Here is an 18,157-nt window from a genome sequence, read left to right on the forward strand (position 1 = left end):
TATTCGGCCGGGTCAAGGTTACCGGTTACGCGGCGATCGGTGCCGACTTGCGACGCCGCGATGCCAGCACGCCGAACAGACCGCTACCGAACAACCACGCGGCGGCCGGCAATGGAACGGCGGCGGGAACCGGCGAAATCAGACTGAAGGTGCCGGCCATGCCGGCGGAATTGGAACCGTCGCCACCGAATAAAAAGGCCGATGTGTTGGGCGACCACCAGAGCTCGCCGGTAAAGGCCAGGCTATCGCCGTCGGTGGTAATACTGATATTACGGGTGTCGAAGGTATTGGAAGCAAAACTGACGTTGTTGGTTAAGGTCCAACCGGTGTTGGTGCCGTTGTTTCGCGCGGCGATATAAGAGAATTTGTAGTCGCCGGACAGCAGCGTGCCGGTAAAGCTACCGCGCGTCATATACACGCCATCCAAACCGACCTGACCGCTCGCGGTCAAGCTGGAGGCGTTCAGCAGATGGTCTTGATCGGACGCCCAAGTCAACGTCGTCGCTTGATTACTGCGCCCGCTGCCGCCGATATAACCGGTCGGTATCCCGGTGCCCGCCAAACTGCTTGGATTCACGTCGTAACTTAATATGTTCGGCGCCGGATAGGTATTCGTCGGAGTCGCGACCATATCGTTCGCGGTCAAGGTGTCGGCCACCGCCTTATCGAAAAAATTGGCGACATAGTAAGAGGTAATCGAACCTTCTCCCAAGTTCAAGCCGGCCAATAAGTCGTTTGGGTCGTTGAATGCGATATTGAACACACCGCCGTTCAAGGTACCGGCGTTGGCTAGATTGGTCGCCGCAAGCGCCGCCGCGGCAAACCAGGTTTTTCCTAAGGTCATTTTTTTTGATCCATGAAATTGCATATTTAATTCCTATAGGCTTGAAAGATAGATTTTCGGTAGCCGATTCGAACGCTTCGAACCGACGCTTACTCTCGTTCGAGAGGCAACCCGGCTGTCTTGAACCAAGACCCAAGGCTTTCCGGCTCCGTCTTGCGGCGGATGTGGCAAATTTACCGTCGATACCGCACCTTAAACTCGGCTCGACTCTCGCGGCCTCTCCTGATCCGCTCTTGCCGGCACACTGTCCAGATGCTGATTCCGAAAGTAATTTCCGGTGCGGCGAACAGACTCAAGCAGTTAGTGTGCCAGCCATACCTCGCTAAAACCGGGAAACGGTGACCGGCTGTCGGTGGCGCTATTGGAGTCCAGAACCGAGTCATCGCTGCTAAAACCGGGGTACACAGAGAATCTGAACATCGTCGACTGCGGTCGACGGGGCGCATGAAAAGCAAACGGACAAACCCATTCGCCTATTTTTTACTGAGTGATTTCACTCAATTAATCTCAACTATAGATAAGCTAAGTTATTGAAACAAAATTAAAATTAATATTCCTACCGCAAATGCCCAATGCACTTCGCGGCGTATAACATAATTTATTAAATTTAAGATTAATTGATGCCTAAAACCGGACTGACGCCGGAAAACATCGTTTCAGCGGGACCGGCGAAACGAGGGTGCCGCAAAGAGTGGGAAAGTTATTTGCCGTAAATCAAGGCTTGCGGCTGGCGTTCCAGCCCCTCGGCCAAGTCTTTGAGCGAACGCGAGGCGTTGCGCACTTCCAGCAAGGCCTGGTTCAGCGGCGCGTCGGCGTCGGCCAGCGTCTCGACCGCATTCAGCGCGTGCCGCGATTCCTGCAGAACCTGGGTCGCGGCGGCCAGGCTTTGTTCGGCGGCGCGCAACACCGGCAGCAATTCCCGGTTGAAATCCCGCAGCGTGGCGCGGGTGTCCGTCAAAGCGCCGTTGGCGTTGCTCAGCAAGGGTTCGGTTTGCCGGTTCAGCGTCGCCATCAACTTTTGGGTTTCCTGTAAGGACTTCGCCAAGGCGGTCATCGATTGCCTGGTGTTATCCGACTGCAACAGATTGCGGATTTCGGTCAAGGTATCGGACAGATTTTTCAGGGTTTCCTCGACCGGCAATTGCTTGGCCCGGTTGATGATTTCGTCGGCGGTGTTGCGGATTTCGTCGACCGTAGTCGGCACGCTGGGCAGTTCCGGCAAATTTTTATAATCCAGTTTGACCAGATTGATCGGCTTGTCGCTGTAGAAATTCAAATCGACATACAGCAAGCCGGTCAGCAAGCTCTGGGTTTCCAATCGCGCCTTCAAGCCGGCTTCTATCATCCGTTGCGCCGCTTCCTGTTGCTGTTTCTTGGTGTGGCCGTGACTCTCTTCGCCCGAGGTGTTGCGCAGCAAGGCCGGATCGATTTCGATGACCACCGGTTTGTAGATTCGGTCGGTGTCGGTTTCCATCACCAACGAAATCTCGCTAACGTTGCCGATCTGCACGCCCTGCAGCTTAACCGGCGCGCCGACGTTCAAGCCGTTCAAGGCCGAGTCGAAGAAGATCACGAAGCGATTTTTGTCCTTGAAATAATCGCCGCCGCCGAAAATCATCACGCCCATCGTCAACAAAGTCAGCGCACCGGTCAAAAACAAACCGATCGCCAATGGATTGGCTTGCTTGCTCACAGATTACTCCGATTACGGCCACCGGCTTGCCGGGAGACCGAGGCATCACCGCGCGTCAGGAAACGCACGATATTGGGATCTTTGGATTCCGCCAACAATTGCTTGGGCGGACCGCCGGCAATCATCGTATGGGTTTCGGCATCGAGAAACACCGAATTGCTGCCGATCAGGAAAATACTATCCAAGTCGTGGGTCACCACGACAACGGTCGCCGACAAGGCCTGACTCAAACTGAGGATCAGGTCGTCGAGCAATTTGGCGGTAATCGGGTCCAGGCCGGCCGACGGCTCATCGAAAAACAAAATTTCCGGGTCCAGCGCCATGGCTCTAGCCAAACCGGCGCGTTTTTGCATGCCCCCGCTCAACTCGGACGGATAATAATCCTCGAAACCGGCCAAACCCACCAACGCCAGTTTGTACGACACGATGTCCCTGACCTTCCGGGCCGGCAGGCTGGTCGCCTCGGTAATCGGCAGTGCCACGTTTTCGGCCAACGTCATCGAACTGAGCAAGGCGCCGCTCTGAAACAACACGCCGGTGCGCTGCAAAATCCGCTGGCGACCGGCCGGATCGGCGGCCCACAAGGCTTGATCGCCGTAGAATACGTCGCCGGCGGCCGGCGCCTTCAGGCCTATCATGTGCCGCAATAGCGTGGTCTTGCCGCAGCCGTTGCCGCCCATCACGACAAACACGTCGCCGCGATTGATCGTGAAATTCAGGTTGCGCTGAATCACGAAATCGCCGTAGGTCATCGTCAAATCCTTGATCGTGATGCAGGCATCGGCCATCGCTAAATTCCCAGGCGGTTACAGATTATCGTCATCACCGAGTCGGCGACAACGATAAACACGATCGCGGTCACCACCGCCGAGGTTCCGGCATCGCCGACCGCCGACGCGCTTCGGCCGCATTGCATGCCGCGCATGCAGCCGGACAAGGCAATCAAAATTCCGAACACCGAGCATTTGACGAAACCGATGATAAAGTCCTTCATCTTGACCGCGCTGGCGGTGCGGTCAAGATATTCGGTCAAAGACACGTCGAAAAAATTCACGGTGACCAAGCCGCCGCCGACGATACCCATCAAATCGGCATACAGACATAGCAGAGGCATGATGATAATCAGGGCCAGCATTCTGGGTAGCACCAGAAACGCCATCGGGTCCAGATTCATCGTTTTCAATGCGTCGATTTCGCTATTGACGTGCATCGTGCCGATCTGCGCCGCATAGGCGGCGCCGGTGCGGCCGGACATGATAATCGCGGTCATCAGCCCGCCCATTTCGCGGGTCATGCCCAGACTGACCAGATTGGCAATGTAGATTTGCGCGCCGAACAGCGACAACTGCACCGCGCCGACGAAGGCCAGAATCAAACCGACCAACAGACTGATCAACGTGACGATGGGCAGGGCCGACGGGCCGCATTCCTGGATATACAACCACAAATCCTGACGGCGGAAATGCGCCTGACCACGCACGGCGGCCAAGGTGCTAAGCGTCATGTCGCCGACGAAGATCAGCATCTCCTTGGCATGCCGGACCGCGGCGGCGGTTTCGGCGCTCAGCGCCTCGCTCCAGCGCATTTTCCGGGTAACGCGTTGGGCGTCCAGGCGTTCCGGCACCGCGTAAACCAGCGCCAACAAACCTTGCAACGGTGCCGGCAGCGTAGCTTTATCGACCGCCAACCGTTTTCCGGTCGCGCAGTCGATGATTTTGATCAACTCGGTCACCAGCAGGCTGTCCCAGCGGCCCAGCTTGGCCGTCGCGAAAAACAAACGCTGGCCGGCTTCTAACGCCTTGACTCGAGCCAAGATCGGCTCGATGTCGGCCGAATCGGACTGCAACAGCCAATCGCCGACGAAGGCGACTTCCAAGCCCGCCGACGTTACGTTCGCGGCGATCGAGGGCGGCCGTGAAGCAGCGGCGTTGACCGGCGGAATAGCGGGTGCGGTTGTCACCGAGACGAGGGATGCCTTAACCGATTAAAACGGGATATCGTCGTCGAAATCGTCGTAAGACGCCGGCGCCGATTGCGGACCGGACGACGAAGACGGCGCTGAAGGACGCTGATCGTAACTGCTCGGCGGCGGCGTATTGTTATCGGAATAATTAGCGGTTCCGCCGCTGCGGCTGCCGAGCATGTTCATCGATTCGGCGACGATTTCGGTGGTGTAACGATCCTGGCCGTCCTGCCCCTGCCATTTCTGGGTACGAATCCGGCCCTCGACATAAACCTGGCTGCCTTTTTTCAAATACTCGCCGGCGGTTTTTGCCAGGCCGGAGAAGAACACGACCCGATGCCATTCGGTCTCTTCCTTGCGGTCGCCGGAATTGCGATCCTTCCAGCGGCGGGTGGTGGCTAATCGTATCGTGGTAATGGCATCGCCGCTCGGCATATAACGCACCTCCGGGTCGGCCCCGAGATTTCCGATCAGCATGACTTTATTCAGCATGGTTTTCTCCGTAAAAAAACTAAGCAGCGGCTCAACGCCATTGCTGTAAAAATTGGTTCAAATCGTCCTTGTTCAGGCGCTGGCTATCGACTTTCAGATAGGCGGCTTGTTCCTCGAAATGCAGGCGAACTTCCTCGACGCCGGCGATAGTCAGCAGTTGTTTGGAAAATTCACCACTCTGCTCTGGCGACACGTTTTTCAGTGGCAGCAGCAGATTCGCCCAATAACGCGGCGGCGCCATAAACCAGGCGATCAATATCCAACTGGCGGCGATAGCGGCCGAAAACAAAAACACCGAGGCCGGGCCGAATTCGCCGTACAACCAGCCGCCGGCCGCGCCGCCTAAAAAGGCGCCGATGAACTGGGCGCTGGAATAAATCCCCATCGCGGTGCCCTTCAAATCGCCGGGCGCGGTTTTGGAAATCAGCGACGGCAACGTAGCTTCCAGTAAGTTGAATCCGCAGAAAAAGATCCACAAACAAGCAATCAAGCCAATCAACTCGCCGTGCAGCAGCACGAAGCCCAGATTCGCCACCAATAACGTCGAAATAGCCGCCAGAAACACGCCCTTCATTTTGCGTTTTTTCTCGGCGATGATGACAAACGGAATGATGCCGGCCATCGACGTGACCAACACCGGCAAATACACCAGCCAATGTTTGCCGCCTTCCAGGCCGGCATCGCGCATTAGCAAGGGCACGACCACGAAACTGGCCATCAAAATCAAATGCAACGCAAAGATGCCGTAATTCAGGCGCAGCAAATCCGGGTTGGTAATCACCGAACTCAGCTCGGACGGAATGTATTCGGCGTCGCGGTGAGTGGTGATTTTTTCCGGGTTGGGAACGACGAACAGCACCACTAGAATCGCCAGCGCCGCCAACAGCGCGATCATCCAAAAGATGCCGGCGATGCCCCAATGGTCGGCAATGATCGGCCCGGCCGTGATCGCCACGCCGAACGAAATACCGATGCTGGCGCCTATCGTCGCCATCGCCTTGGTGCGGTGCACCTCTTGAGTCAAATCGGCCAGCAAGGCCATCACCGCCGCCGACACCGCGCCGCAGCCCTGCAAGGCCCGGCCGATCAACACGCCGTAAATATCGATCGCCAGCGCGGCCACCACACTGCCGGCCACGAACAGCAACAATCCGATGACGATGATGGTCTTGCGGCTGAAGCGGTCGGACAACAAACCGAATGGGATTTGCAGAATCGCCTGGCTCAAACCGTAAATGCCCATCGTCAAACCGACCAATTTCGGCGTCGAACCGGGCATTTGCTCGGTGAACAACGACAGCACCGGCAGCAGCATGAACAAACCCAGCATCCTCAGCGCGTAGATACTGGCCAGCGAGACGGTCGCCCGTTTCTCCATGGCCGTCATCGGACTGGTAATATCCTGAACCTGTGTCAAACCCAACTCCTCTTCGCGCGGTATCCTAAAGCCGCTTATGGTATCAGGTTACGCGGCGCTCAGGAATGCAAGGACGGTGCGCGCCGCCCAAATCCGGCGCGATCAGCCGGCCGCCGCCGGGCCGGAACAGCAAGATCCGATTATGGGCCGACATTGCCGCACATTCGACCATCGCCGACTCGGCGGTCCATTGGTCATCCTTGATCCCAGAAAGAGCCATTGGCGCGTGTTGCGGGCTGTTGGTGAGAGCGATACTAAAGCCACCCCAAACCAGCCCCCCATTCCGATTGAAAACCACCGCCGGTTTCAATCCAATTCGGTCAGGAATTCCAATGACAAAATCACCACTGGCGCCGACGACTAAAGACGCTTCCCAGTCGCCACCTTCCAATGCAACAGCGATGGCATGCATATTCCAGTTACGATTAATTCTACTTTGTCAGATTTAAGCAACGCCGTCATGCCCGCGGGATGCGAGTATCCAGTGCCATGGATGGCAAGCTTCGATCCGTCCGTGGGGTCTGGATTTCGGCAATCCCCGCCGAAATGACGAGCACTACCGAGAATCTGACAAAGTAGAATTAATGACTCCCCTTAAACTCGACAAGATGCCCCCTCTCTCGGTCGTAGTGGCGCATAAAGCAATTAGCCTATACTGGAACCAACGTTCTATAACCCAGAAACTTTAGTGGGTATGATTTGGAGTCTTTTGTGAGCACCGTTAAAGGACCAAAACTCGCTATCATCGGCGGTTCAGCGGGGTCATTGAGGGCTATCAAAGAACTATTCCGAGATGTCGGCGCGGAGACCGAGGTTGCTTTTGTGCTGATTCAGCATCGTAGCCCGGATCACAAGAGCATGTTGGCCTCGCTCCTGTCCGTCTGGACACATCTTCCGGCAATAGAGATCAAGGAAGGCATGCAACTTGAAGCGGGCCGAATTCATGTCGCGGCTGCCGGCATGTCGCTCAGTTTCAGCGATGGCATACTACACTTGACCTCGCCCGCATCGCCCGATGAACGATTCCATCCGATCGACGAATTCTGTCAAGCGGTTGTTGAGCAGAACAGCATGGATTTGGCGCTCGTCGTGTTATCCGGTACCGGTGTCGATGGTACCAAAGGGGGGGCGGCGATCAAACAAGCGGGTGGAATTGTCCTCGTCCAAGACCCGGTGGATGCTGACTTTAACGGCATGCCGACCAGTGCCATTCTGTCGGGGATAGCCGACCAGATCATGCCCGTAGTCGACATCGCGACCGTATTGCAGGCATGGGCTAGCAAGCCAAGTACTCCGCCGGTCGTTGCCGATCCCAAACCAGAGCCGGAAGAGGATATTATTCACCGTATTCTCAGCAAGGTCCGTGATCGCTGGGGCAACGACATGAGTGGCTACAAACCCGCCACTATCCGGCGCCGCATTGCCCGGCGCATGGCTTCGGTGCGAATCCAAGATGTTTCCTCCTATCTCACTTTGCTAGACCGGCAAGCCGAGGAAATTGATCGGTTGGCCCAAGATCTGCTCATCGGTGTCACGGAGTTTTTTCGCGATCCGGAAGCCTTCCACATCCTTGAGGAGGAGGTGGTTCCCGCCATCTGCCAAGCCAAAACGTCGAATGATCCGGTCCGAATATGGGTGGCCGGCTGTTCCACTGGCGAAGAAGCCTATTCAATAGCCATACTTTTCTTTGAGTGGTTTGCCGCCCATGCACAGCCGCCGCTGATCCAGATATTTGCAACCGACATCGACGAAACGGCCCTCGCGGCAGCCCGCAACGGCAGTTTCCCACAAGACGGCCTGAGCGGCCTAAGCCCGGACCGGATAGAGCAATTCTTCGACAGCAGCAAGGACGGTTATCGGATCAAGAAAGGCGTGCGCGAATCCATCGTCTTCGCCTCGCACAACTTGATTGCCGACCCGCCGTTCTCCAAACTCGACTTGGTCATTTGCCGCAACGTCCTGATCTACCTGAATGCCGAGGTCCAAAAGAAGCTCTTGGCGCTGTTCCATTTCGTGCTGAATCCGGAAGGCTACCTTTTTCTGGGCAGTTCGGAAAGCATCGGCCATCAGCCCGCTTATTTCCGCTCAGTATCAAAGCCTTGGCGTATCTATCGCAACCTTGTATCCGGGAGCGATACTCGCAAGGCGCCCCAGCTGCCGATTGCCGGCGCCGCCTCTCCGCGCCGCGGCTTCCCTTCACTGCGGGAAGCCAGGAGTGGAGCTAACCCGTGGGGAGATACCCAATATTACCGCAGCCTGTTGGACCGGTTCGGCACAGTCCAATTGCTGATCAATGGTAACAATGAAATCCTCTTCACGTCCGGGAACACCGCCTCTTATCTCGGAATGCCGGCTGGTGAGCCTTCCCTCGAGATATTCAAGCTGGTACGCCCGTCTTTGGTCACGATACTGCGTTCCGCGATCGGTCGAGCCAGAGAGCAACACGACAAGGTCGCGGTCACTGTCGATCCCTCCGAGGGGGATGCCCTGATACGAATCGAGGTTACACCACTGGAGCAGACGGAAGCTGACGAGGTCCTGCTGATTGCGTTGAGCCCGCAGGAAAGAACCGAACAAAGTACCGTGGTTCAAACCGGCAGCGCCGGCGAAACCTGGATTACCCAGCAGTTGGACCGGGAATTGAATACGGTGCGTGAGGATTTGCACCGCACCATCGAACAATCTTGGCATTCCAGCGAAGAACTCAAGACCGCCAACGAAGAAGTGATGGCGATGAACGAGGAACTGCAGTCGGCCAATGAAGAACTGGAAAGTTCCAAGGAAGAGCTGCAATCCCTAAATGAGGAGTTGTCGACGACCAATGCGCTGTTGGATGGCAAAGTCTCCGAACTCGAGACCGTTAATGCCGATCTCGGCAACCTCTTGAATAACAGCGATACGCCCACGTTGCTGCTCGACAAGGCATTGCGTATCCGCCGTTTCACGCCCGCCTGCGCGCAACTGATGCGTGTGATTCCGGGCGACTTGGGCCGCCACCTCGACGACATCGTCCGCCACTTCGACGATCCGGAACTGGCGCGGGATTGCCTGCTGATCATGCAAGGGGGCATTGCGCCCGAAGTGGAAGTTCGTAGTACCGCGGGGCGTTGGTATTTGCGCAAGGTTCTGCCCTACAGAAACCTCGATGGCCGGATTGTCGGCGTCGTTCTCACGCTGCCCGACATTACCTCCGTTCGACAGGCCAACGAGGAGATACGCCAATCGGAAGCGCGGCTGCGCGAGAGCGAAGGTCGCTACCGTCAGGTGACCGAATCCTTACCGCAACTGGTCTGGACCTGCAGGCCGGATGGTCCCTGCGATTATCTAAGCCCGCAGTGGCTGACCTATACCGGCACGAGCGAGGCCGAACAACTGGGCTACGGCTGGCTAAATCAGCTCCATCCCGATGATCGTCAACTAGCCATGGACCATTGGCTGGCAACCGCCGCACACGGTCTGCCATTCGAGATCGAGTTCCGTATCCGTCGGCATGACGGTCAGTATCGCTGGTTCAAAACCGTCGCCCAGCCGGTCAGAAACGATGCCGGCGACATCGTTAAATGGTTTGGTTCCAATACCGACATCGAGAACCTCAAACAAGCCGAGGCAGCCCTGCGCGAACGGGAACACCGGCTGGACTCTATCGTTAGATACTCGCCTTCGGTCCTATCGCTCAAACACCCCGACGGCCGCTACGCCCTAGCCAACCCCAACCTGCAACGCATTCACCATCTGAGTGAGGCGCAGATCATCGGCAAGACTGACTTCGACTTATACCCGGAGGCGACCGCCCGGGTCCTCCAGGCCCACGACCAGCTGGTTCTGGACAGCATGGCCCGCCACTCCATAGAGGAAAGCGTACCGGTGGACGGTGTGCCGCGCATCTACTTATCCCACATCTTCCCGATCCTCGACGACGCGGGCCGGGCCGAATACATCTGCCGCATCGCCCTCGACATCACCGACCGTAAGCGGGCGGAAAATGAGCTACGCGAGAGCGAGAGCCGCTACCGTCAGGTGACTGAGTCCCTGCCGCAGCTGGTCTGGACCTGCACACCCGACGGCACGTGCGATTACTTGAGCCCGCAATGGGTAGCCTATACCGGCCTGAGCCAGGCCGAACAACTGACCTATGGCTGGCTCGATCAGATCCACCCGGATGACCGCCAGCGGACTATCGATGGTTGGATGGCGACTGCAGCTCAAGGCCTACCGTTCGAGATCGAGTACCGCATCCGGCGGCATGACGGCGAATATCGCTGGTTCAAATCCCTCGCACAGGCTGTCAGGAATGATGCCGGGGAAATCATCAAATGGTTCGGCTCCAGTACCGACATCGAGAGCCAAAAGCAAGCTGAAGACATTCTACGGACCAGCGAGGCAGCGCTGGCCAGTCTCAATCAACGTTTGGAGGAACAAGTCGAGCTGCGTACCCGAGCACTGAATGAAGCCCAACGCATCGGTAAGATTGGGAGCTGGACGCTGGACCTGGCAACCGACAAGGTAGCCTGGTCGCCGGAACTTTACCGGATGTTCGAGATGGAGCCGTCGGCCGAAGCGCCCGACTATTCCAGACAGGCAAGTATGTTTACTTCGGACAGCTGGGAGCGGTTGAACCAGGCCTTACAACGAACCCGCGAGACCGGCGAAGCGTACGAACTTGAGCTGCAAACTCAACGCTCGGATGGCAGTCGAGGTTGGGTATTTGCCTGCGGTGAGTTGGTAAAAGACGAGAGCGGGGTCGCCATTGGTCTGCAAGGCGTGGCGATGGACATCACCACTCGCAAGAATGCTGAATCAAAATTGGCGGCAAGCGAGCACCAACTGCGCATTTTATTTACAGACTCACCCGACGCCTATCTCATTATGGAACTCGACGGCGGCAAGATCGCGGACTGTAATAAAGCCGCCGAGAAGATGCTGAGAGCTACAAGAGTTGACATTATCGGCTTGACACCGGATCAAGTGTCACCGCCGCAACAGCCTGATGGCCGTACCTCACAGGAATCGGTTCCCGAAAAAATCAAAAAGACGCTCGAGCAAGACTATAACCGGTTCGAATGGGTACACCGCCGCTTTGACGGCGAAGACTTCTGGGCCGAGGTAACGGTTTCGCCTATCGATTATTCGGGCCGCAAGGCCTTGATGGTGGCATGGCGCGACATTAGTCAACGGAAACAACTCGAATTGGCACTACGGGAACAACAGCAGGCCTTGAAAAGCGCCAACGAAAATCTGCAACTGCTCAATTCAATGGTGGAGGATAGTGCGGATCCGTTTTATGTGGTGGATGCCGACGATGGTTTTCGCCTGATTTTTGCCAACAAGGCGACCTGTAAACATTATGGATTCCCCAAACAGCAACTTCTGACGATGCGAGTCCCGGATTGGGATCCGGATGTCGGTCCGGAAAAACTCCAAGAAGTCCTCCGCGAGATCAAAACCGCGGAGCATTTAACGATCCAGACCCGCCATCGCGTTGCCACCGGCGAACTGATACCGGTGGAGGTCTCTATCAACCTGCTTCAGGGAGACGGCCGGCAGTACTTATATGGTTATTTCTTCGACATTCGTAAACGTCTGGCCTTGCAGGAAGCCCTGAACCAGGCCAAAGAGTCCGCCGAACAAACCGCTCTAGCCAAATCCGAATTTCTCGCCAACATGAGCCACGAGATCAGGACGCCGTTGAACGGTGTGCTGGGCCTGGCCCAGATCGGCTACCGCGATAATGTCGGCCGTCCCAAAGTGCAGGAGACGTTTGGGCGCATCCTCGACTCGGGCAAACTGCTGCTGACCGTCATCAACGACATCCTCGACTTTTCCAAAATCGAGGCCGGTAAGCTCGATATCGAAACCGTGCCCTTCGACCCGGCCGAAGTCGTGGCAGAAGCTATCCAGTCCTTTGCTACCGCGGCTTCCAGCAAAGGCCTCAAGCTATCGGTAGAGAAGATTAATCTGCCCGTTCGCTGCCTGGGCGATCCGATACGCATTTCTCAAATTCTCCTCAACTTGCTGTCCAACGCCATCAAATTCACTGAGCAAGGTGAAATCAGCCTCTCAGCTTGGCGGGATAGCGGTGACTGGGTATTTGCGATTCGCGATACCGGCATCGGCATTCCGCCGAAAACGATCGCCCGCTTGTTCCAGCCCTTCGAACAGGCGGACAGCAGCACGACCCGCAAATTCGGCGGAACCGGCCTCGGCCTGGTCATCAGTCGCCGTCTGGCAGAATTGATGGGCGGCTCGTTGACCGTGGAGAGTACGCCTGGGATAGGTAGCACCTTTACCTTGCGGCTAACGCTGCCAGAAACCGAACTCCCCATGACCGTTAGCCCTCTGGCAATAACGGGAACCCGGCGATTGACCGGTTTGCGGCTGCTGGTGGCTGAGGATACCGAAATCAACCGAGTCGTCATCGAAGGCATGCTCTTGGACGAAGGCGCGGAACTGCTGATAGTCGAGCATGGGCAGGCGGCTGTGGATGCAGTTGCGCAAGCGACCCGGCCGTTCGATGCCGTGCTTATGGACGTGCAGATGCCTGTCATGGATGGGCTGGAAGCCACTCGACAAATCAAGACTATCCGTCCCGACCTGCCGGTAATCGGTCAGACGGCCCACGCAATGAAGGTAGAACACGACAATTGCCTGGCTGCCGGGATGGTGGCGACCATCACCAAACCCATCGCTATCGACCAACTGGTGGAAACCATCCTGGCACAGGTTACCGGCACTTCCGCTTCGACATGCCCGAAGGCTGCAGAGTCAGTCCTCGAACGAGGCATTGAAGATCCGCCGAGTTTGATTGACTGGTCGGCTTTACATACAAACTTCAGCAAATACCCCAATTTGGTCGGGCGTATCGTTCAATTATTTCTCGACGCCCATACCAGTACCTCGGCGCAATTGCGCTACCTGGCGGCGGATGGAAATTATGTCGCCATCGAATCTCTGGCCCACGAGCTCAAGAGCGAAGCCGGTAACCTGCAGGCCAATGCCGTCATGCAGGTCGCAATTGAATTGACGACGATGGCTCGCAAACAGAAGGAGGAGGCTTTTGGTTTGGCTCGGCGGCTAGCCGAGATGATCGAGCAGATGCTGAAAGAATTGCGCGACTGGAAAACTCACAATGACCATTTTAATTAATCGGTTGTGCTTGGTTTATTAGATTCAGAATGGTCGCTTTACGGACTTACAGTTCGCGGAATCCGGATTCGGCTGACTGGCGGGTTAGGAGAAACGTAACAGGCGGCTAAGGGTCGTTTGCGTCAATTCGCCATTCCCAAACGCCGTCATTCACTGCCGGCGTAAAGGCATCGGAATCGATGGCCGAATTTGGATTGGAACCGGCGACAGCTTCGCGACCGGAATGCCTGGCGGTGTTGAAGCCCGCGTAGGGCATTAGCGGTAGCGTCATGCGCCGAATGATTAAAGACCAACATACGGCGCAATACGGCTTCGCCTATTGAAGCCCTACGACTGCACCTTACGGCCTTGTTATGTTTTATTTTTCCATGACTTCCCAAATGCTAATTTTTCTGATCCAAGAGCTAAAAATTCGTTACTCTTGATCAACTTTTGTGTTGCATCTCTAAATCTGTTCACCTTGTCTATTGCAGTAAACACTTGCTTGTTAGTTGATGAATATTCCTTAAAAATATCTTCAATTGCATGATCTTCAATATTTGAGAATACAATCAAGTCATGGATCAAAGCTGGAAGGTAGGTTTTCTCAAGAAAACTCATATCTAGGGCAATCATATTTGCATATGCTTTTCCTGTTCCTGAATCTTCGTTGTGGTTAAATTCATATCTGGTTTCAGATAGTTTTATTTTAGGTGATACTGGGTTTCCTTTATAAAATTTATTTATGTACGTTGACATTGCTGAATTCAAGTTGCTCTCAATAGCAGAAAGCGACTTGGTTGACTTCTCGACAATTTGACCTGTGATTTCATCAACTTTATCGTCAATTGTTGATTTTATTTCACGAAATCTTAATTGATCACGTACATCCTTTTCCTCGGAGGATAGTTCCAGCATTTTATCTACCAAACCAGAAGGCTTTCCTGCGACTCTGGCAGATTCAAGCAACTTTAACTCGATCGATTTTATTTCCAGCTCTAAAGACTTAATTTGCTCTTCCAATAAAGCTTTCTCTTCCCTCAATTCAGTCTTTAGAATTTTGGTAATTCCAGAATGAAATTTATCAACCTTAGCTAACTTTTCGACATCAACATCAGGAAAATACTCCTTGAGTTTTTCAAAGTATTTTTTATTAGTGGTGTTACCATAAGTGAGATTATCATCTGTTCTTTTAAGTCGATTTTTCAAGTGGAAAAGTCTGTTTACGAGCTTATCTTTTTCTGACTTAATTTTCAGATTTTCTTCATTGATAATTTGATTTGCGTTTATCGAATAATTCTCGAGACTAAGCTTAATCTCATTGATTTCGGATTCAAGTTCTTTTAGCCTTTCTTCGCTTTTTTCTTTCTGCGTTTTAGTTAACGATTTTATATAACCCTCATTAAAAGCACCTTTAAGAATCTCCTTCTTCTTCTCAGTTGCAGTTTTCTCCTTCTCCAACTCTCTTAAAGCATCATACAAGGAAAACAGTTTAAGTAAGTTGGGCTTGACGCTTGAATAGGGCTCACTAGGGAACGAATTCAAAGGTTTGTTTGGGTTGTAATTATCCTTCCCCCAAACCCTAAAAAATGGGTTAACAGCCCCCCTGAAGCTAGCTCCGTGCTCTGGAAAACCATAGATTTTTTTAAGGAAATCTCTGTATTCATCTAATGATTTTTCAGGACTGCCCTCTTCACTCAAAAACGACACCACCTTCGGGTCATTTGTGCTTCTAGAAAAACTATACTTATCAGCACCAAAAATAAAATCCATTTCAATTGTTACAATGCCTATATTATCAATCACGTCAGAGCACAATTTTATAAAATCATCGCCAGCGAATGCAAAGTCCAGAAGCATTAAAACAGATGATTTACCGATAGAATTGGTTCCATCATCCGGCCCTGTTAGCACATTCAGCCCTGAGTTGAATTCTAGCTTTTTCTCAATTAATTGCGCACACCTTAATTCTTTTAGCATTTTTTGACTTTCCCCTGTTCAACATCCATATCAATTTTTCCAAGTACATACAAGGCATCTATGGCATAAATAAACTCATCCAACCCTAAAAACATCCGCTTGGTGTTTTTGTATAGCTCAACTAAAGATATTTCCTCAAAACGCTCATCTAGAATAAACATCATCTTGAAAACTATAGAATCCTTAAATGATATGGTCTTGCTAGGGGTAATCATGAGTAAACCTCACAATTCTGAATAAAGAAAGATACCATTATTTCTGATACCTCAGTGCTTTTACAGTCAGTGCTATTTTTTATCCAATCAGTCAAAGCGGAAAATATCTCAGGCTGATTTAGGTTATTTTTCTTGAGCTTTAAATAGTAGGTTTTTACCTGGCTATAGATCGTGTCTGATGTATATGGTTTGGCCTTGTCTAGCTCAGAGAACTTAGACTTTATATCTGAATAAAAGTATTTAACGTTATTCTTGATTTTTAGCTTAATTAAACTGCCCAATGTTTCATCAGATTTTGAATCTACTGTAATCGCTTCTAGTGATAGTTCTTCTAAAGCCTCACCTGAATATGAAGCTAATGATGCTATGATCTTATTAATCTCATAATCAATCGAATTATCGAACCAGCTTTTTTTTAGATTTGATAAACATTGAAGTTCTTTCTTTATCGCCACCATTTCTAGGTACCCCTCTATAGTGCGAGGGTTGTCAAAAATCTTATGACAATCTCGGCAAAGGGCGATCAGATTACCTTCGTCATCAACATCTTCGCTTAGCCTTTCCTCACTTTTGAGAAGATCGACTTCATGTGGTCTCGGGCTATATGGATATATATGAGCAACTTCAAAAAGCTTCGTCATTCGACCATTGCTTTTTCTCATAAGCGGCTTTGTACATTTAGGGCATATACCGCTAACTTCATCAAACAGAACAATCTCCATGTTTTCAGTAGGGTTCTTTCTTTTAGAGTCTGATTTTGCCATTTAACTTCCTTATATCTTTAGAAATAGCTCGTAGGATGGGTAGAGGCACTAGCCGAAACCCATCAAAAACACCATCGATTACGCCAAATCCAATTCAGGATAGATGCCGCCCGCCCAATTTTCCGGGAGAATGCCGCGTTTGACGAAATCATGAAACGAAGAATATCGCCAATCGGCAACACAACGGACATAGCCGTGTTTTACTGGATTGTAATGAATATAGTTGACATGCCTGACGAAGTCGTCCTCGCTTCTAATTCGATGCTCCCAAAACCGTCTCTGCCACTTGTGCCCTTTGGGTAAATACCGCGCTCCTGTTTGCGTTCGCGACTTTTGGAAATTCGTTCGCCTTTTTCGACCCGTTTGGTAAAGTGGGTCTTAATCAGCCGCCAGCGAAAACTAAAATCATCGTCACCTTGCGGCAAAGTCCAAATGGTATGGAGATGTTCCGGTAACACAACAATCGCGTCGATATTAAACGGGTGTTGATCTTTCACGTCATGAAAAGACTCGCGAAGCAATTCAATCCTGTCGGTCAGCAAAGTCCGATTTCGTTCCGCCAAATTGATTGTGAAAAAATAACAACCGCCTTTGAGGCGATGTCGGTGATATTCTGTCATATCTGGTTTATCGGCGCTTCGATTGATGGGTTTCGCTTCGCTCTACCCATCCTACTGTCGGCCATTGGCTCACCCCCGGTCATAGGATACCCCCCTGTCGGTTGTCTCCTATAGGTCATTTGCATCAATTCGCCATTCCCAAACGCCGTCATTCACTGCCGGCGTAATGGTATCGGAATCGATGGCCGAATTTGGATTGGAACCGGTGACCGCTTCGCGACCGGAATGCCAGCCCGCGTAGGGCAATGACTTCGGGGCTTGCATCACCGCCATTCCGGGAATTCCCTGCTAACCGTCCTAATGTTTGATCTATAGGGTCTTTATAGTGAGTGATCATTACTATTGTCCTTCAATGTAAATAAATGGCAGTGTTATGTGAGTAAGGCCTAGTTTTTTTCTCGCTTTTTGCAATTGCTCCATTCGATCGCTTATGTCCGCCGTCAGCCTATCGCCAGTAGATGTGAATAAATGACTAGTAGTACAGGAGTTCCCATTTCCTAAGCAACTGCTGTAATCCACCTCGACGTAATAAAGGCCATTTTTAGCCTTGTCACATCCCAAACCGACCGGCGTTTTACCATAGAAATCAAACTTTTTGCTTTTAGGGGGCGGTGGCTCTGTTACTTTACCATCCGGCCCCGTAAACGTAAGCAGGTTGTAATTGCACTTCCGCCCCATTCGAACATCCACCGAATTAAAAATGTTGCCGCAGGTGATAGCAACGGTATGCTTTCCACACTGTAATTCAACTTTTTGATTAATGTAGATGGAAGATTTTAGCGAGTCACCCTCTAGCGCCGATGCTATATTTACCGTTGAGACAAGCGCAAAGGCCGTGAGGCGCAATAACCAACGGGCATTGCGCCGTAATAAATTGTCTTGACTACCTCGTGTCATATTCACCTATCTTTTACTGTCAAAGAAAATCAATGAAAAATAACGACAATATATTCGAACTCGGTTTTTCCTTATTCCCACGCGTTGCGTTGGAATACAGGGCTTGTCTACGCCGCGGACTCTTTCGCCACAGCTCGTAGGATGGGTAGA

13 protein-coding genes, 1 pseudogene and 1 riboswitch are annotated in these 18,157 nt (G+C 52.6%); of the genes and pseudogenes, 1 reads left to right on the forward strand and 13 read right to left on the reverse strand.

The window, feature by feature from the left end; translation table 11 throughout:
* Nucleotides 1–25: 25 nt before the first annotated feature.
* From A1355_RS19125 to A1355_RS19155, 7 genes are all read right to left on the reverse strand, one after another.
* Nucleotides 26–844 carry a PEP-CTERM sorting domain-containing protein gene (locus A1355_RS19125; RefSeq protein WP_064030872.1) on the reverse strand — a complete coding sequence of 273 codons (819 nt, stop codon included), beginning with the start codon at nucleotides 842–844 and terminating at the stop codon, nucleotides 26–28.
* Between the two features lie 102 nt (nucleotides 845–946).
* A riboswitch (cyclic di-GMP riboswitch) is annotated at nucleotides 947–1,023 on the reverse strand.
* Nucleotides 1,024–1,544: 521 nt separating this feature from the next.
* Nucleotides 1,545–2,537: an MlaD family protein gene (locus A1355_RS19130; RefSeq protein ID WP_064030873.1), complete on the reverse strand. Its 993-nt coding sequence runs from the start codon at nucleotides 2,535–2,537 to the stop codon at nucleotides 1,545–1,547.
* Nucleotides 2,534–3,325 carry an ABC transporter ATP-binding protein gene (locus A1355_RS19135; RefSeq protein WP_064030874.1) on the reverse strand — a complete coding sequence of 264 codons (792 nt, stop codon included), beginning with the start codon at nucleotides 3,323–3,325 and terminating at the stop codon, nucleotides 2,534–2,536. Before A1355_RS19135 ends, A1355_RS19130 begins: the two co-directional genes overlap by 4 nt.
* A 2-nt stretch (nucleotides 3,326–3,327) precedes the next feature.
* Complete coding sequence (locus A1355_RS19140; protein ID WP_231883725.1) at nucleotides 3,328–4,497, reverse strand: MlaE family ABC transporter permease; 1,170 nt, start codon at nucleotides 4,495–4,497, stop codon at nucleotides 3,328–3,330.
* A gap of 24 nt (nucleotides 4,498–4,521) precedes the next feature.
* The gene (gene ssb, locus A1355_RS19145) at nucleotides 4,522–4,992 is read right to left on the reverse strand and encodes a single-stranded DNA-binding protein (protein ID WP_064030875.1); all 471 of its coding nucleotides are present in this window, start codon (nucleotides 4,990–4,992) and stop codon (nucleotides 4,522–4,524) included.
* Between the two features lie 31 nt (nucleotides 4,993–5,023).
* Nucleotides 5,024–6,409 (reverse strand): MFS transporter, encoded by a 1,386-nt coding sequence (locus tag A1355_RS19150; protein ID WP_231883726.1) that lies wholly within the window; start codon nucleotides 6,407–6,409, stop codon nucleotides 5,024–5,026.
* Between the two features lie 43 nt (nucleotides 6,410–6,452).
* The gene (locus A1355_RS19155; RefSeq protein ID WP_064030877.1) at nucleotides 6,453–6,821 is read right to left on the reverse strand and encodes a hypothetical protein; all 369 of its coding nucleotides are present in this window, start codon (nucleotides 6,819–6,821) and stop codon (nucleotides 6,453–6,455) included.
* A gap of 299 nt (nucleotides 6,822–7,120) precedes the next feature.
* Here A1355_RS19155 and A1355_RS19160 point away from each other — a divergent pair, with 299 nt between their 5' ends.
* Entirely contained in the window at nucleotides 7,121–13,552 is a 6,432-nt protein-coding gene (locus tag A1355_RS19160) for a PAS domain S-box protein (protein WP_197471853.1), read from the forward strand.
* Between the two features lie 351 nt (nucleotides 13,553–13,903).
* Here A1355_RS19160 and A1355_RS19165 read toward each other — a convergent pair whose 3' ends face one another.
* The 6 genes and pseudogenes from A1355_RS19165 to A1355_RS19185 form a co-directional block, all read right to left on the reverse strand.
* The gene (locus A1355_RS19165; RefSeq protein ID WP_064030879.1) at nucleotides 13,904–15,511 is read right to left on the reverse strand and encodes a DUF2326 domain-containing protein; all 1,608 of its coding nucleotides are present in this window, start codon (nucleotides 15,509–15,511) and stop codon (nucleotides 13,904–13,906) included.
* Nucleotides 15,505–15,726 (reverse strand): ABC-three component system middle component 7, encoded by a 222-nt coding sequence (locus A1355_RS19170; RefSeq protein WP_064030880.1) that lies wholly within the window; start codon nucleotides 15,724–15,726, stop codon nucleotides 15,505–15,507. Before A1355_RS19170 ends, A1355_RS19165 begins: the two co-directional genes overlap by 7 nt.
* Complete coding sequence (locus tag A1355_RS19175; RefSeq protein WP_064030881.1) at nucleotides 15,723–16,490, reverse strand: ABC-three component system protein; 768 nt, start codon at nucleotides 16,488–16,490, stop codon at nucleotides 15,723–15,725. The genes A1355_RS19170 and A1355_RS19175 overlap by 4 nt, the downstream gene beginning before the upstream one ends.
* Before the next feature lie 78 nt (nucleotides 16,491–16,568).
* Nucleotides 16,569–17,110: pseudogene (locus A1355_RS19180) on the reverse strand (REP-associated tyrosine transposase).
* Between the two features lie 108 nt (nucleotides 17,111–17,218).
* Nucleotides 17,219–17,383: a hypothetical protein gene (locus A1355_RS25355; protein WP_157197956.1), complete on the reverse strand. Its 165-nt coding sequence runs from the start codon at nucleotides 17,381–17,383 to the stop codon at nucleotides 17,219–17,221.
* A 66-nt stretch (nucleotides 17,384–17,449) separates the two neighbouring features.
* Nucleotides 17,450–18,007, reverse strand: coding sequence for a hypothetical protein (locus A1355_RS19185; protein ID WP_157197957.1), 558 nt, complete (start codon nucleotides 18,005–18,007; stop codon nucleotides 17,450–17,452).
* Between the last annotated feature and the right edge of the window lie 150 nt (nucleotides 18,008–18,157).

The organism is Methylomonas koyamae (assembly GCF_001644025.1).
Taxonomy (GTDB): Bacteria; Pseudomonadota; Gammaproteobacteria; order Methylococcales; family Methylomonadaceae; genus Methylomonas; species Methylomonas koyamae_A.

Excerpts from the sequence above, each read along its gene's own strand:
- A1355_RS19125 (WP_064030872.1), bottom strand. The coding sequence starts at position 844 with ATGACCTTAGGAAAAACCTGGTTTGCCGCGGCGGCGCTTGCGGCGACC.
- A1355_RS19135 (WP_064030874.1), bottom strand. The coding sequence starts at position 3,325 with ATGGCCGATGCCTGCATCACGATCAAGGATTTGACGATGACCTACGGC.
- ssb (WP_064030875.1), bottom strand. The coding sequence starts at position 4,992 with ATGCTGAATAAAGTCATGCTGATCGGAAATCTCGGGGCCGACCCGGAG.
- A1355_RS19155 (WP_064030877.1), bottom strand. The coding sequence starts at position 6,821 with ATGCATGCCATCGCTGTTGCATTGGAAGGTGGCGACTGGGAAGCGTCT.
- A1355_RS19165 (WP_064030879.1), bottom strand. The coding sequence starts at position 15,511 with ATGCTAAAAGAATTAAGGTGTGCGCAATTAATTGAGAAAAAGCTAGAA.
- A1355_RS19170 (WP_064030880.1), bottom strand. The coding sequence starts at position 15,726 with ATGATTACCCCTAGCAAGACCATATCATTTAAGGATTCTATAGTTTTC.
- A1355_RS19175 (WP_064030881.1), bottom strand. The coding sequence starts at position 16,490 with ATGGCAAAATCAGACTCTAAAAGAAAGAACCCTACTGAAAACATGGAG.
- A1355_RS25355 (WP_157197956.1), bottom strand. The coding sequence starts at position 17,383 with ATGGCGGTGATGCAAGCCCCGAAGTCATTGCCCTACGCGGGCTGGCAT.
- A1355_RS19185 (WP_157197957.1), bottom strand. The coding sequence starts at position 18,007 with ATGACACGAGGTAGTCAAGACAATTTATTACGGCGCAATGCCCGTTGG.